Source organism: Klebsiella sp. WP8-S18-ESBL-06 (genome assembly GCF_014169755.1).
Classification (GTDB): domain Bacteria; phylum Pseudomonadota; class Gammaproteobacteria; order Enterobacterales; family Enterobacteriaceae; genus Kluyvera; species Kluyvera ascorbata_B.
Genome location: NZ_AP022256.1, coordinates 3,738,681 through 3,752,892, shown reverse-complemented (window position 1 = coordinate 3,752,892; position 14,212 = coordinate 3,738,681). Strand labels below are relative to the sequence as shown.

Sequence of the window (14,212 nt, the reverse complement as noted above, 5' to 3'; positions counted from 1 at the left end):
CCGCTCTTAGTGAACCATCATGTTGTAGTTCAGGTTCCACATAATCCAGATGGAGCCTACCACCACGATGGCAATGATTATCACGGTAAAGACAAACGCGGTCAGGTTCCAGCCTTCGTCAGACTTGCTGTTCATGTGCAGGAAGTACACCAGGTGTACGACAATCTGCACCACAGCGGTCACCAGAATGGTGCCCAGAATCGCCGCATGCGACGCGCTGCCGGTCATCACCATCCAGAACGGGATCACCGTCAGGATGATAGACAGGATAAAACCTGTCATGTACGACTTCACGCTGCCGTGGGATGCGCCGCTATGATCGTTAGAATGACTCATTACATTGCCCCCATCAGATAAACAACCGAGAACACACAGATCCACACCACGTCCAGGAAGTGCCAGAACAGGCTCAGGCACAGGATACGGGTACGGTTAGTGCTGGTCAGGCCGCGGCGAGAAACCTGCACCATCAGCACCGCCATCCAGATAAGACCGGAGGTGACGTGCAGGCCGTGCGTGCCAACCAGCGCGAAGAACGCTGACAGGAAGCCGCTGCGATCCGGGCCCATACCTTCAACAATCAGGTGATGGAATTCATAGATTTCCATCGCGATGAACCCGGCACCAAACAGGAAGGTGAGGGCGAGCCAGGAAACGACCTGGCTCTTGTTGTTTTTGTACATGGCGATAGCCGCCATGCCGTAGGTGATGGAGCTGAATAACAGCAGTGCAGTTTCAACCAGAACGAACGGCAGCTCGAAGATATCTTTGCCGGTCGGGCCGCCCGCCGTGCCGTTTACCAGCACAGCGTAGGTAGCGAACAACGTAGCGAAGATAATGCAGTCGCTCATCAGGTAGATCCAGAAGCCGAAGATCTTCATCGGCCCTGTATCGTGATGCCCATGTTCATGCGCGTGGGCGTTATGCGCCAGAGTATCAGTTGCCATTTTTCAGCCCTGCCTTAGAAATCTCATCGAAATGCTGATTTTCCAGTTTTTCGACTTCTGCAACCGGCACGTAGTAATCCACGTCCTCGTCAAAGCTTTTGATGATCCAGGTGATCACGATGCCTGCGAAGCTGGCAATCGCCAACCACCAGATATGCCAGATCATGGCGAAACCAAAGACGGTAGCGAAGGCGGCAATCACGATACCCGCACCGCTGTTTTTCGGCATATGAATTTCTTCATACTGCGTCGGCTGTTTGTACGCTTCGCCTTTCTCTTTCATTTCCCAGAATGCGTCACGCTCATGAATGTGCGGCACAATGGCAAAGTTGTAGAACGGAGGCGGGGAAGAGGTTGCCCACTCCAGCGTACGGCCGCCCCATGGGTCACCGGTCAGGTCACGGTTCTGCTCGCGGTCGCGAATAGAGACGTAGAACTGAATCAGCTGGCACAGGATACCGCAGGCGATCAGCGCAGCACCGCACGCTGCGATAACCAGCATCGGGTGGAACTGCGGGTCAATCTGCTGGCTCAGGCGACGGGTCATGCCCATGAAGCCCAGCACGTACAGCGGCATAAACGCCACGAAGAAGCCGATGATCCAGAACCAGAAGGCGCGTTTGCCCCAGGTCTCGTTCAGGGTGAAGCCAAAGGCTTTCGGCCACCAGTAGGTCAGGCCGGCGAAGCAACCGAAGACCACACCGCCGATGATGACGTTATGGAAGTGCGCAATCAGGAACAGGCTGTTGTGCAGCACGAAGTCCGCGCCCGGCACCGCCAGCAGAACGCCGGTCATACCGCCGACCGAGAAGGTCACGATAAAGCCGATGGTCCACAGCATCGCAGAGTTGAAGACGATGCGGCCCTGATACATGGTGAACAGCCAGTTGAAGATCTTCACCCCGGTCGGGATGGCGATAATCATCGTGGTAATACCGAAGAAGGCGTTAACGTTCGCACCGGCACCCATGGTGAAGAAGTGGTGCAGCCAAACGATGAACGACAGGATGGTAATACACACGGTCGCCCACACCAGCGAGGTGTAGCCAAACAGGCGTTTACGCGAGAAGGTTGCGGCAACTTCAGAGAATACACCGAAGACCGGCAGAACCAGGATATACACTTCCGGATGGCCCCAGGCCCAAATCAGGTTGATGTACATCATCATGTTGCCGCCCATATCGTTGGTAAAGAAATGGGTGCCCAGATAGCGATCCAGGGTCAGCAGCGCGATGGTAACCGTCAGAATTGGGAAGGAGGCGATAATCAGGATGTTGGCGCACAGAGATGCCCAGGTAAATACCGGCATCTTGAACATCGTCATTCCTGGCGCACGCATCTTGATGATGGTCACAAAGAAGTTAATACCGGTTAACGTAGTACCAATACCGGAGAGCTGCAGCGCCCAAATCCAGTAATCGACCCCTACGCCCGGACTGTACTCAATTCCCGAGAGCGGCGGATAGGCCAGCCAACCGGTCTGAGCAAATTCACCTACGCCCAGAGACAGGTTAACCAGAATAACGCCGACAACGGTGAACCAGAAGCTCAGGTTGTTCAGGAACGGGAACGCCACGTCGCGCGCGCCGATCTGCAGTGGAACCACGAGGTTCATCAGACCGATAACGAACGGCATCGCCACGAAGAAGATCATGATAACGCCGTGGGCGGTAAAGATCTGATCGTAGTGATGAGGTGGCAGGAAGCCAGCTTCGCCGGCGGAGGCCAGCACCTGTTGGCTACGCATCATGACGGCATCGGCAAAGCCACGCAGCAGCATGACGATAGCGACGATGACATACATGATGCCCAGTTTTTTGTGGTCAACCGAAGTCAGCCACTCATTCCATAGGTAGGACCACTTACCGAAGTAAGTGATCAAGGCGAGTAACGCCAGACCACCGATGATAATGGCAGCGACCGTAACCATGACAATAGGTTCATGGAACGGCACTGCATCCAGTGTCAATTTTCCGAACATCGTTTTCTTCCTCGGCCCCTTAGTGAGCGGATTCCGCGTGGTTCATGTCCATGCCTTCCATACCCTCGTGCGCTGCGTGTTCGCCTTCCGGTTTGGACATGTTCATGCTTTTGCCGTGATCCATAAATTTGCTGGTCACTGCTTTAAACAAATCTGGTTTCACGCTGGAGAAGTACTCCACCTTGTTGTATTCGCTCGGTGCAGCCACTTTCTCGAATGCCGCCATGTCGTCCATGGTGTTCGGAGATTGTTTCGCTTTAGCGACCCACTGATCGAATGTGGCACGATCCGGCGTCGCAATGGCTTTGAACTTCATACCAGAGAAGCCCGGGCCGCTGTAACTGGCGGAGATACCGTCGTAGGTACCCGCTTCGTTAGCGATAAGATGCAGGTTGGTCTGCATACCGGCCATGGCGTAAATCTGGCTGCCCAGACGCGGGATAAAGAAGGAGTTCATCACGGAGTTGGAGGTCACTTTGAACTGCACCGGAACGTTCGCCGGGAAGGCGATTTCGTTGACGGTAGCAATGCCCTGCTCCGGGTAAATGAAGAACCATTTCCAGTCCATGGAAACCACTTCAATCGTGATCGGTTTCTCGTCATGTACCAGCGGTTTGCTTGGTTCTAAGGAGTGAGTGGTTTTCCAGGTCAGTACGGCGAGGAAGATGATGATAAGAATAGGCACGGTCCAGACCACAGCTTCCACTTTGTTGGAGTGTGACCAGTTCGGGCTATACTTCGCATCTTTATTGCTCGCACGGTATTTTCAGGCGAAACCAACGGCCATTAAGACGGCCGGAATGACGACGATCATCATCAGGCCGAAAGCCGTCAGAATCAGCGAACGCTGCTCCAGTCCAATCTGTCCTTTGGGGTCAAGTAGTGCAGAATCGCAGCCGCTGAGTAATACCGTGCTGGCGATTAATGACAACCATCCCAAGTTTTTATTGTATTTCCTGAGTCTCATGTAACGACCTCAATTCCACGGGGTGTTGGTGGCGTTTAAAGTGTGGGGTCATTTTACGGGAAGGTTACATTACTGTAAACATCATTGGTGCTCTGTCAGTTATGTGTTACTGGGTTCTGCCGTGCCTGTCACAGATGTTGCTAAATATGTCTATTTTCCGAGCGGAAAGCCCATCAGACGGGCGTTATAACGAAAGAGGGTATGGGGAAGGGGTTGGGATGGCAATTGGTATAACCATTGCTAAAAATATACAAATAATTAACAATTAATCATCAAATAAAAGACAATTGAAAAACGAAAATTTAATTGGTCTGGTGCTGAATCGGTTAATGAAATAAAGCATACCTTAAACGTTCCAGTAATTTCCAGAATTCTAAAGCGCACAAAAGCGCAAATAAAAAAAGATATATACGATGCGTGAGTTATTATTACGCATCGTGATTACATTGGATATGCCGCATTTTTTACTGAGTGAGTGAAACGGGCGTTTTCCTCAGTGCCAGATAGTCCAGCAGGCAACCAAAGACGATACCGATAAATGCAATGAGCACCCCGGCTTCGAGCAACGTGCCGGACCATGCTACGGCAAAGAGATGAAGCGCATCGCTAATCAGCAGCAGCAGCCAGATGCCTAGCAGGGCGACCCCAGCCAGGAGCAGACGCAGCGCCAGACGATAGCCGCCGCTGTAGGATACGCGCGGCATAAATTGCTCAGTCTGCTGGGTGTACTCCAGCGTCCGGCGGCAGATTAACAGCAGCAATATGCCCGGCACCGCGGCGATGACGGAGAAAAGATAGAACGTTGGCCAGCCGTGGGCTTCGACAAACCAGCCGGCAATCGGGCCTACATAGACCCGTCCAACGGCCGACAGCGCCGACAGCAGGGCAAACTGGGTGGCGGAAAAGGATTTGTTGCACAGCGTCATCAGCAGCGCGACGAACGCCGCCGTTCCCATACCGCCGCACAGGTTTTCAAAGAATACCGCCGCCGCCATGGAGTAGAGGTGCTTGTCGGTAACCGACAGCATCCAGTAGCCCGCGTTGGAAACCCCCTGCAGAATGCCAAAAATCAGCAGCGCGCGAAACAGCGTCAGGCGCTGCATCAGTACGCCGCCGTACAGCGCGCCGATGATGGTCGCAAACAGACCGAGAGTCTTATTGACCATCCCGACCTGCCCGGCATCAAATCCGACGCCGCGAATCAGGAAGGTGGTGGTCAGGCTCATGGCGAAGGCATCGCCGAGTTTGTACATGACGATAAGCAGCAGAATCAGCCACGCGTTGTTACGGCCAAAGAAATCTTTCAGCGGCGCCACGACCGCCTGTTCAAGGCTTTTCGGCACCGGGATAACATCGCTGGGTTCCGGCGCCAGCAGGGTGGCGATAATGCAGGGAACGAGCAGCGCTGCCATCAGCCAGTACATACCCTGCCAGCCCAGCCATTTATCGGCAAGCCACAGCGCTAAACCGCCGGAAACCAGCATCCCCAGGCGATACCCCAGCACGCTGATGGCCGCTCCGGCACCGCGCTCTTCGGCAGGCAGTACGTCGGTTTTCCAGGCGTCGAAGACGATATCCTGCGACGCGGAACAGAAGGCGATAATGACCGCCAGCGCCGCCATCCAGCGCAGCTGCGAGGCGGGCTCAAGGAAGCCCATTGCCGCAATGGCAATCAGCAGTAGGCATTGGGTGGTCAACAGCCAGCCGCGACGGCGGCCGAGGAACGGCGGCGTGTAGCGGTCCATCACCGGCGACCACAGAAACTTAAAGACGTAGGCCTGGCCGACCAGCGAGAAGAAGCCGATGGTTTTCAGATCGATATTCTCGACCGTCATCCACGCCTGAAGCGTCCCTGAGGTCAGGGCAAGCGGTAAGCCGGAGGCAAAGCCAAGAATCAGCAGAATGGCTGATTTGGGTTGCTGAAAAATGCGTAGATAGTGACCAGACATAGGTATATACGTTCAGACCCGGCGAAGCGCCGGGTCTGAGACGGGATTAGCGTGCGTTTTGTTTAATGAAATCGTGAATGGCGGTGTCCTGTGCCATATCGGCAATGGTGTCACCCAGAACGCTATCCACGGTATTGGCGATATTCTGGTTAGAGGCCTGGAACGCGCCTTCAACAGAGTAGTTTGAACGGTAGTTTTTGGTCATCTTATTACCGTTAGCGGCGGTCGCGATGATGGCGATATCGGCTTTGGTATTGATGTTGTAACGCACGTTACCCTGAGAAACGTCAGCATACAGCTGGTTAACGATGATCTGCAGGTTTGCTGCGCCGTTCGGGCCAATCATATAGCCGCGCGCGGTCATTTGTTTTTCCAGCACTTCTTGCATCAGGAAGCGCAGGTCGCGTGAAGCGGTCAGGGTGACCAGTTGGTTGTTACGGGTGACTTTCGCCAGCGCCTGATCCTGGCGCTGATCGGCACCGTTGATGCTGACGGTGACGCCCATCAGGCTAGGATCCTGGGAAGGCAGCGTGATTTTCGGTGAGACGTCAACGGTCGTCGGCGGCGTTGCGCACCCGGCCAACATAAACAGTGCTACCAGTGGGAAGAGGATTTTTTTTAACATGTTAGGGTTCTCAAACGCATTGTTTACTGAAAATTCCCGTCATCATAACATCGCCAACGGTCAGGGGAAGTAGGCAACGCATGTAATTTCATCGTGTTGGTGCTTTTCTGCACCGCGTGACAGTTTGCGCCAGGATTTCAGATGAGAACGGATTGTAAAAGACGTTAACTTCATCTACTTGACAAATAAAATGGCGCGAACGCTAATTTTTTGTTGCCTTTGTGTAATGGAGTCAGTAAAAGCGGCTAACATTTAAAGGGATAGGCGGCATCTTAACGTTGTCGGAGGAGTAATATCATGATGATGCGTGAACAAATCGAAGAAAAATTAAGGGCAGCGTTTGCTCCTGTGTTCCTGGAAGTTGTCGATGAAAGCTACCGCCACAACGTACCGGCAGGCTCTGAGAGCCACTTTAAAGTTGTGTTAGTCAGCGATCGATTCACCGGAGAGCGTTTCCTTAATCGCCACCGAATGATTTATGGCACCCTAACAGAGGAGTTTGCCTCGACCGTACATGCTCTGGCACTACACACTTACACGCGGAAAGAGTGGGAAGGTTTGCAGGATACCGTATTTGCTTCGCCGCCGTGTCGCGGCGCGGGCACTATCGCGTAGAAAAGGCATTTGCAACGCGGAACTTTTCCAGTATGTTGCGTACAGATTATGAGAAAACGGCCTGCGGGCCGTTTTGTTTTGTCTGAATTTTGCGCGCCAAAGACAGTATTCAGACAAAAATTAGCCGGGAATTGTGAAAAATGCCGCAGCAACGCGTGATAACCGTTCTCGACTCATAAAAGTGATGCCGCTATAATGCTGCGTCTTATTTTTCGGAATGTCTTCGGGATGATTCTGGCTACAGGGAATGGTTTCTGATTAAAAGAGAACGTCCCAGTACTGCAAGGCATGATTCAGAGTTGACCGAGCACTGTGATTTTTTTGAGGTAACAAGATGCAAGTTTCAGTTGAAACCACTCAGGGCCTTGGCCGCCGTGTAACGATTACTATCGCTGCTGACAGCATCGAGACCGCTGTAAAAAGCGAGCTGGTCAACGTAGCGAAAAAAGTACGCATTGACGGTTTCCGTAAAGGTAAAGTACCGATGAATGTTGTTGCTCAGCGTTATGGCGCTTCCGTGCGTCAGGACGTGCTGGGTGACCTGATGAGCCGTCACTTCGTTGACGCGATCATCAAAGAAAAAATTAACCCGGCTGGCGCACCGAACTATGTTCCGGGCGAATACAAACTGGGCGAAGACTTCACCTACGCCGTAGAATTCGAAGTGTATCCGGAAGTTGAGCTGAAAGGCCTGGACGCAATCGAAGTCGAAAAACCGGTTGTTGAAGTGACCGAAGCCGACGTTGACGGCATGCTGGACACCCTGCGTAAACAGCAGGCTAACTGGAAAGACAAAGACGGCGCTGTTGACGCTGAAGACCGCGTAACCGTTGACTTCATCGGTTCCGTAGACGGCGAAGAGTTCGAAGGCGGCAAAGCGACCGATTTCGTACTGGCGATGGGCCAGGGTCGTATGATCCCGGGCTTTGAAGACGGTATCAAAGGCCACAAAGCGGGCGAAGAATTCACCATCGACGTGACCTTCCCGGAAGAATACCACGCAGAAAACCTGAAAGGTAAAGCCGCTAAATTTGCGATTACCCTGAAGAAAGTTGAAGAGCGTGAGCTGCCGGAACTGACGGCTGAATTCATCAAACGTTTCGGCGTTGAAGACGGCACCGTTGAAGGCCTGCGCGCTGAAGTGCGTAAAAACATGGAACGCGAGCTGAAAGGCGCGGTACGTAACCGCGTTAAATCTCAGGCAATTGAAGGCCTGGTGAAAGCGAACGAAATCGACGTTCCGGCTGCGCTGATCGACAGCGAAATCGATGTGCTGCGCCGTCAGGCTGCACAGCGTTTCGGTGGCAACCAGCAGCAAGCGATGGAACTGCCGCGTGAACTGTTCGAAGAGCAGGCAAAACGCCGCGTTGTGGTTGGCCTGCTGCTGGGCGAAGTGATTCGTACCCACGAGCTGAAAGCTGACGAAGCACGCGTAGCTACCCTGATCGAAGAAATGGCTTCTGCCTACGAAGATCCGAAAGAAGTTATTGAATTCTACAGCAAAAACAAAGAGCTGATGGAAAACATGCGCAGTGTCGCTCTGGAAGAACAGGCTGTTGAAGCGGTTCTGGAAAAAGCGAAAGTGACTGAAAAAGCAACTTCCTTCAATGAACTGATGAATCAGCAGGCGTAATTTCGCTTTCCGGTTTACGGTTTTGAGAAAAACCCGTTGCCTTTTGGTAACGGGTTTTTTTTATTGCAGCGATAGCGAAAGCTGACGTGATAAAACGCCGTTTGGGTGTTAGCGTAACAACAAAATATTGTTATGCTTGAAATAGGGTAAGATCGTACCCATTACTGGGGGAACGAATCACTCGCCGCATCGCTATAATCTGAATGTTGTGGCTATTTTATTTTTTATCCAGGAGACGGATATGTCATACAGTGGCGAAAGAGATAACTTTGCACCCCACATGGCCCTGGTGCCAATGGTCATCGAACAGACCTCCCGTGGCGAACGTTCTTTTGATATCTACTCCCGTCTGCTTAAAGAGCGCGTCATCTTTTTGACCGGCCAGGTGGAAGACCACATGGCGAACCTGATTGTGGCGCAAATGCTGTTTCTGGAAGCGGAAAACCCGGAAAAAGACATTTACCTGTATATCAACTCCCCAGGCGGCGTGATCACAGCAGGGATGTCCATTTATGACACCATGCAGTTCATCAAGCCAGACGTCAGCACCATCTGTATGGGGCAAGCGGCGTCAATGGGTGCGTTCCTGCTGACAGCAGGCGCAAAAGGTAAGCGCTTCTGCTTGCCGAACTCCCGCGTGATGATTCACCAACCGCTGGGCGGTTATCAGGGCCAGGCGACGGACATCGAAATCCACGCCCGTGAGATCCTGAAGGTGAAAGGACGCATGAATGAGCTTATGGCGCACCATACCGGTAAGTCTCTGGAGCAGATTGAAAGCGACACCGAGCGTGACCGTTTCCTGTCCGCTTCTGAAGCTGTTGAGTATGGCTTAGTTGACTCAATCCTGAGTCAGCGTAACTAATGTCATGACCGCACGTGCCGTCGCAGGGTATATACTACTAGAGGCGGCACAACGCTTGCGTAGCAGCTTGCGCTAAAGAATGGCATTTGCGTCGTCATATGCGGCACAAAGAACTTAAAAAGAGGTTTTGACTCATGACAGATAAACGCAAAGATGGCTCGGGCAAACTGTTGTACTGCTCTTTTTGCGGCAAAAGCCAGCACGAAGTGCGTAAGCTCATCGCCGGCCCATCCGTGTATATCTGCGACGAATGTGTCGACTTATGTAACGACATCATTCGCGAAGAGATTAAAGAAGTGGCGCCGCATCGCGAACGCAGTGCTCTGCCGACGCCACATGAAATTCGTCATCACTTAGATGACTACGTTATCGGTCAGGAACAGGCGAAAAAGGTGCTGGCCGTTGCGGTTTATAACCACTACAAACGTCTGCGCAATGGTGATACCAACAACGGCGTTGAGCTCGGCAAAAGTAACATTCTGCTGATCGGCCCGACCGGTTCCGGTAAAACGCTGCTGGCCGAAACGCTGGCCCGTCTGCTGGACGTACCGTTCACGATGGCCGATGCCACCACGCTGACCGAAGCGGGTTACGTGGGGGAAGACGTTGAAAACATTATTCAGAAGCTGCTGCAGAAGTGCGATTACGACGTACAGAAAGCACAGCGCGGTATTGTTTACATCGATGAAATCGACAAGATTTCCCGTAAGTCCGATAACCCGTCAATTACCCGTGACGTGTCCGGCGAAGGCGTACAGCAGGCGCTGCTGAAGCTGATTGAAGGCACCGTGGCAGCCGTACCGCCGCAGGGTGGCCGTAAACATCCGCAGCAGGAGTTCCTGCAGGTTGATACCTCGAAGATCCTGTTTATCTGCGGTGGTGCATTTGCGGGTCTGGATAAAGTCATTGCTAACCGTGTTGAAACTGGCTCCGGCATCGGTTTCGGCGCAACGGTAAAAGCAAAATCTGACAAAGCCAGCGAAGGCGAACTGCTGACCCAGGTTGAGCCAGAAGATCTGATCAAATTTGGTCTGATCCCTGAGTTCATTGGCCGTCTGCCGGTCGTGGCGACGCTGACCGAGCTCAGCGAAGAAGCGCTGATTCAGATCCTCAAAGAGCCGAAAAACGCCCTGACTAAGCAGTATCAGGCGCTGTTCAACCTCGAAGGTGTGGATCTGGAATTCCGCGACGAAGCGCTGGATGCGATTGCCAAGAAAGCCATGGCGCGTAAAACCGGCGCGCGTGGTCTGCGTTCCATCGTGGAAGCCGCGCTGCTCGAAACCATGTACGATCTGCCTTCCATGGAAGACGTTGAGAAAGTGGTCATCGACGAGTCGGTCATTGCTGGCCAGGGCGAACCGCTGCTTATCTACGGCAAGCCGGAAGCGCAGCAGGCATCTGGCGAATAATTCACCAGTTCATACAATCAGTTAATCAAAAAGGGGGGATTTTATCTCCCCTTTTATTTTTCCGTATTCATGGCGTTGAATGTGTGGAATACATCCCCATATACTGGTTACATGTTAATGGTTGTGTGAAGCACAGTCGCATGACCAGCTTACCTGGCGGACACTAAACTAAGAGAGAGCTCTATGAATCCTGAGCGTTCTGAACGCATTGAAATCCCCGTATTGCCGTTGCGCGATGTGGTGGTTTATCCGCACATGGTCATTCCCTTATTTGTAGGGCGGGAAAAATCTATCCGTTGTCTGGAAGCGGCCATGGATCATGATAAAAAAATCATGCTGGTCGCCCAGAAAGACGCTTCAACGGATGAGCCGGGTGTAAACGATCTTTTCACCGTCGGGACCGTGGCCTCTATTTTGCAAATGCTGAAACTGCCTGACGGTACGGTCAAAGTACTGGTTGAAGGCCTTCAGCGTGCGCGTATCAGCGCGCTGTCTGACAACGGCGAACACTTCTCGGCGAAGGCCGAGTACCTGGAGTCGCCGGCGATTGAAGAGCGCGAGCAGGAAGTGCTGGTGCGTACGGCAATCGGTCAGTTTGAAGGCTATATCAAGCTGAACAAAAAAATTCCACCGGAAGTGCTGACGTCGCTGAACAGCATCGACGATCCGGCGCGCCTGGCGGATACCATTGCCGCGCATATGCCGCTGAAGCTGGCGGATAAACAGTCCGTCCTCGAGATGTCCGACATCAACGAACGCCTGGAATATCTGATGGCGATGATGGAGTCGGAAATCGATCTGCTGCAGGTTGAGAAACGTATTCGCAACCGCGTGAAAAAGCAGATGGAGAAATCTCAGCGCGAGTACTATCTGAACGAGCAAATGAAAGCCATTCAGAAAGAACTCGGCGAGATGGACGATGCGCCGGACGAGAACGAAGCGCTGAAGCGTAAGATCGATGCGGCGAAAATGCCGAAAGAGGCGAAAGAGAAAACCGAAGCCGAACTGCAAAAGCTGAAAATGATGTCGCCGATGTCAGCTGAAGCGACCGTGGTTCGTGGCTATATCGACTGGATGGTGCAGGTACCGTGGAATGCGCGTAGCAAGGTCAAAAAAGACCTTCGCCAGGCACAGGAAATCCTTGATACCGACCATTATGGTCTGGAACGCGTGAAAGATCGCATCCTTGAGTATCTTGCGGTTCAAAGCCGAGTGAACAAAATCAAGGGGCCGATCCTGTGTCTGGTTGGGCCGCCGGGGGTGGGTAAAACCTCTCTGGGTCAGTCCATCGCGAAGGCGACCGGGCGCAAATACATCCGTATGGCGCTGGGCGGCGTGCGTGATGAAGCGGAAATCCGCGGCCACCGTCGTACCTATATTGGTTCGATGCCGGGCAAACTGATTCAGAAGATGGCCAAAGTGGGCGTGAAAAACCCGCTGTTCCTGCTTGATGAGATCGACAAGATGTCCTCCGACATGCGCGGCGATCCTGCTTCTGCACTGCTTGAAGTGCTGGATCCTGAGCAGAACGTGGCGTTCAGCGACCACTACCTGGAAGTGGACTACGATCTCAGCGACGTAATGTTTGTTGCGACCTCGAACTCCATGAATATTCCGGCACCGCTGCTGGACCGTATGGAAGTGATTCGTCTGTCCGGCTATACCGAAGATGAGAAGCTGAACATCGCTAAACGTCACCTGCTGCCGAAGCAGATTGAACGTAACGCCCTGAAAAAAGGCGAACTGACGGTTGATGACAGCGCCATTGTCGGTATTATCCGCTATTACACCCGCGAAGCGGGCGTGCGTAGCCTAGAGCGTGAAATCTCCAAACTGTGCCGTAAAGCGGTGAAACAGCTGCTGCTGGATAAAGCGCTGAAGCACATCGAGATTAACGGCGATAACCTGCACGATTACCTCGGCGTTCAGCGTTTTGACTACGGCCGCGCCGATGACGAAAACCGCGTGGGTCAGGTGACCGGCCTGGCGTGGACGGAAGTGGGCGGCGATCTGCTGACTATCGAAACCGCCTGCGTACCGGGTAAAGGCAAGCTGACCTACACCGGCTCCTTGGGGGAAGTCATGCAGGAGTCCATTCAGGCTGCGCTGACCGTGGTGCGCGCGCGCGCGGAAAAACTGGGCATCAATCCAGATTTCTACGAAAAACGCGACATCCACGTTCACGTACCGGAAGGGGCAACGCCGAAAGACGGTCCGAGCGCCGGTATCGCGATGTGTACCGCGTTGGTTTCCTGCCTGACCGGCAACCCGGTGCGTGCAGACGTGGCGATGACGGGCGAAATTACCCTGCGTGGCCAGGTGCTGCCGATCGGCGGTCTGAAGGAAAAACTGCTGGCAGCACACCGCGGCGGTATTAAGACTGTTCTGATTCCTGATGAGAACAAACGCGATCTGGAAGAAATTCCGGACAACGTTCTGGCGGATCTGGATATTCATCCGGTGAAACGAATTGAGGAAGTTCTGTCCCTTGCTCTGCAAAACGAACCCAGCGGAATGCAGGTTGTAACGGCAAAATAGTGACCTCGCGCAAAGAGCGTTAATAAAAAGCGGGCTGGCAAGCATAAACTGACTTGCCAGCCTTTTTTTGTCTCGCTAATTTAGACGGCTGGCAGGTGTGTCTTCGACAACGGGTGTTGTAAGGGCATGGGAGTCCTGATATAACTGCTCCGCGATTGCGCCGTGAAGGATTCAGGTGCGATATAAATAATAAAGAGAGGAAGAGAACAGTGAACAAATCTCAACTGATTGACAAAATTGCTGCTGGCGCGGATATCTCCAAAGCTGCAGCTGGACGTGCGTTAGATGCTTTAATTGCTTCTGTTACTGAATCTCTGCAAGCTGGGGATGACGTTGCGCTGGTAGGCTTTGGTACCTTTGCGGTTAAAGAGCGTGCTGCCCGTACTGGCCGCAACCCTCAGACCGGTAAAGAGATCACTATTGCTGCCGCTAAAGTTCCGGCATTCCGTGCAGGTAAAGCACTGAAAGACGCGGTAAACTGATCGCTTTCCCGCTAGGGGAATGTGGAAAAGTACAAGGGCGCATCATCTGATGTGCCTTTTTTTATGCCTTAATGCGTACTTTTAAGTGTTTATATGCGGTGTGTGCTGACAACCGCCCCGGTTTCTTGTCAAAATACGCCCTCACGCGCAGCCGCCACACGTGCTATGCTGCTCGAGATATAAAAGTCACCTACAGCGGAG

11 protein-coding genes and 1 pseudogene are annotated in these 14,212 nt (G+C 52.9%); 6 read left to right on the top strand and 6 right to left on the bottom strand.

The features are described 5' to 3' along the window. Window positions 1–6: 6 nt before the first annotated feature. The 6 genes and pseudogenes from H7R76_RS17955 to H7R76_RS17930 all read right to left on the bottom strand — a co-directional run bounded on the left by H7R76_RS17955 (window position 7) and on the right by H7R76_RS17930 (window position 6,469). Window positions 7–336, bottom strand: coding sequence for a cytochrome o ubiquinol oxidase subunit IV (locus H7R76_RS17955; protein ID WP_106927992.1), 330 nt, complete (start codon window positions 334–336; stop codon window positions 7–9). Beyond that, window positions 336–947 carry a cytochrome o ubiquinol oxidase subunit III gene (locus H7R76_RS17950; RefSeq protein WP_106927990.1) on the bottom strand — a complete coding sequence of 204 codons (612 nt, stop codon included), beginning with the start codon at window positions 945–947 and terminating at the stop codon, window positions 336–338. The genes H7R76_RS17955 and H7R76_RS17950 overlap by 1 nt, the downstream gene beginning before the upstream one ends. After that, complete coding sequence (gene cyoB, locus H7R76_RS17945) at window positions 937–2,928, bottom strand: cytochrome o ubiquinol oxidase subunit I (RefSeq protein ID WP_106927988.1); 1,992 nt, start codon at window positions 2,926–2,928, stop codon at window positions 937–939. Before cyoB ends, H7R76_RS17950 begins: the two co-directional genes overlap by 11 nt. Window positions 2,929–2,947: 19 nt before the next feature. Next, a pseudogene (cyoA, locus tag H7R76_RS17940) lies at window positions 2,948–3,895 on the bottom strand (cytochrome o ubiquinol oxidase subunit II). A gap of 464 nt (window positions 3,896–4,359) precedes the next feature. Then, window positions 4,360–5,844, bottom strand: a complete 1,485-nt coding sequence (ampG, locus tag H7R76_RS17935; protein WP_182929386.1) for a muropeptide MFS transporter AmpG — start codon at window positions 5,842–5,844, stop codon at window positions 4,360–4,362. A gap of 46 nt (window positions 5,845–5,890) precedes the next feature. Next, window positions 5,891–6,469: a lipoprotein gene (locus H7R76_RS17930; protein WP_106927982.1), complete on the bottom strand. Its 579-nt coding sequence runs from the start codon at window positions 6,467–6,469 to the stop codon at window positions 5,891–5,893. Window positions 6,470–6,766: 297 nt separating this feature from the next. Here H7R76_RS17930 and bolA point away from each other — a divergent pair, with 297 nt between their 5' ends. The 6 genes from bolA (at window position 6,767) to hupB (ending at window position 14,011) form a co-directional block, all read left to right on the top strand. Next, window positions 6,767–7,084, top strand: coding sequence for a transcriptional regulator BolA (gene bolA / locus H7R76_RS17925; RefSeq protein WP_106927980.1), 318 nt, complete (start codon window positions 6,767–6,769; stop codon window positions 7,082–7,084). A 334-nt stretch (window positions 7,085–7,418) separates the two neighbouring features. Beyond that, window positions 7,419–8,717 (top strand): trigger factor, encoded by a 1,299-nt coding sequence (tig, locus tag H7R76_RS17920; RefSeq protein WP_106927978.1) that lies wholly within the window; start codon window positions 7,419–7,421, stop codon window positions 8,715–8,717. A 241-nt stretch (window positions 8,718–8,958) separates the two neighbouring features. Further along, window positions 8,959–9,582 (top strand): ATP-dependent Clp endopeptidase proteolytic subunit ClpP, encoded by a 624-nt coding sequence (clpP, locus tag H7R76_RS17915; protein WP_035894303.1) that lies wholly within the window; start codon window positions 8,959–8,961, stop codon window positions 9,580–9,582. 134 nt (window positions 9,583–9,716) lie between these two features. Continuing rightward, window positions 9,717–10,991 carry an ATP-dependent protease ATP-binding subunit ClpX gene (clpX, locus tag H7R76_RS17910; RefSeq protein WP_106927976.1) on the top strand — a complete coding sequence of 425 codons (1,275 nt, stop codon included), beginning with the start codon at window positions 9,717–9,719 and terminating at the stop codon, window positions 10,989–10,991. A 183-nt stretch (window positions 10,992–11,174) separates the two neighbouring features. Then, a complete protein-coding gene (lon, locus tag H7R76_RS17905) occupies window positions 11,175–13,529 on the top strand; it encodes an endopeptidase La (RefSeq protein WP_106927974.1) in 2,355 nt (784 codons plus the stop codon). 209 nt (window positions 13,530–13,738) lie between these two features. Beyond that, window positions 13,739–14,011, top strand: coding sequence for a nucleoid-associated protein HU-beta (hupB, locus tag H7R76_RS17900; RefSeq protein WP_035895161.1), 273 nt, complete (start codon window positions 13,739–13,741; stop codon window positions 14,009–14,011). The last annotated feature ends 201 nt before the right edge of the window (window positions 14,012–14,212 follow it).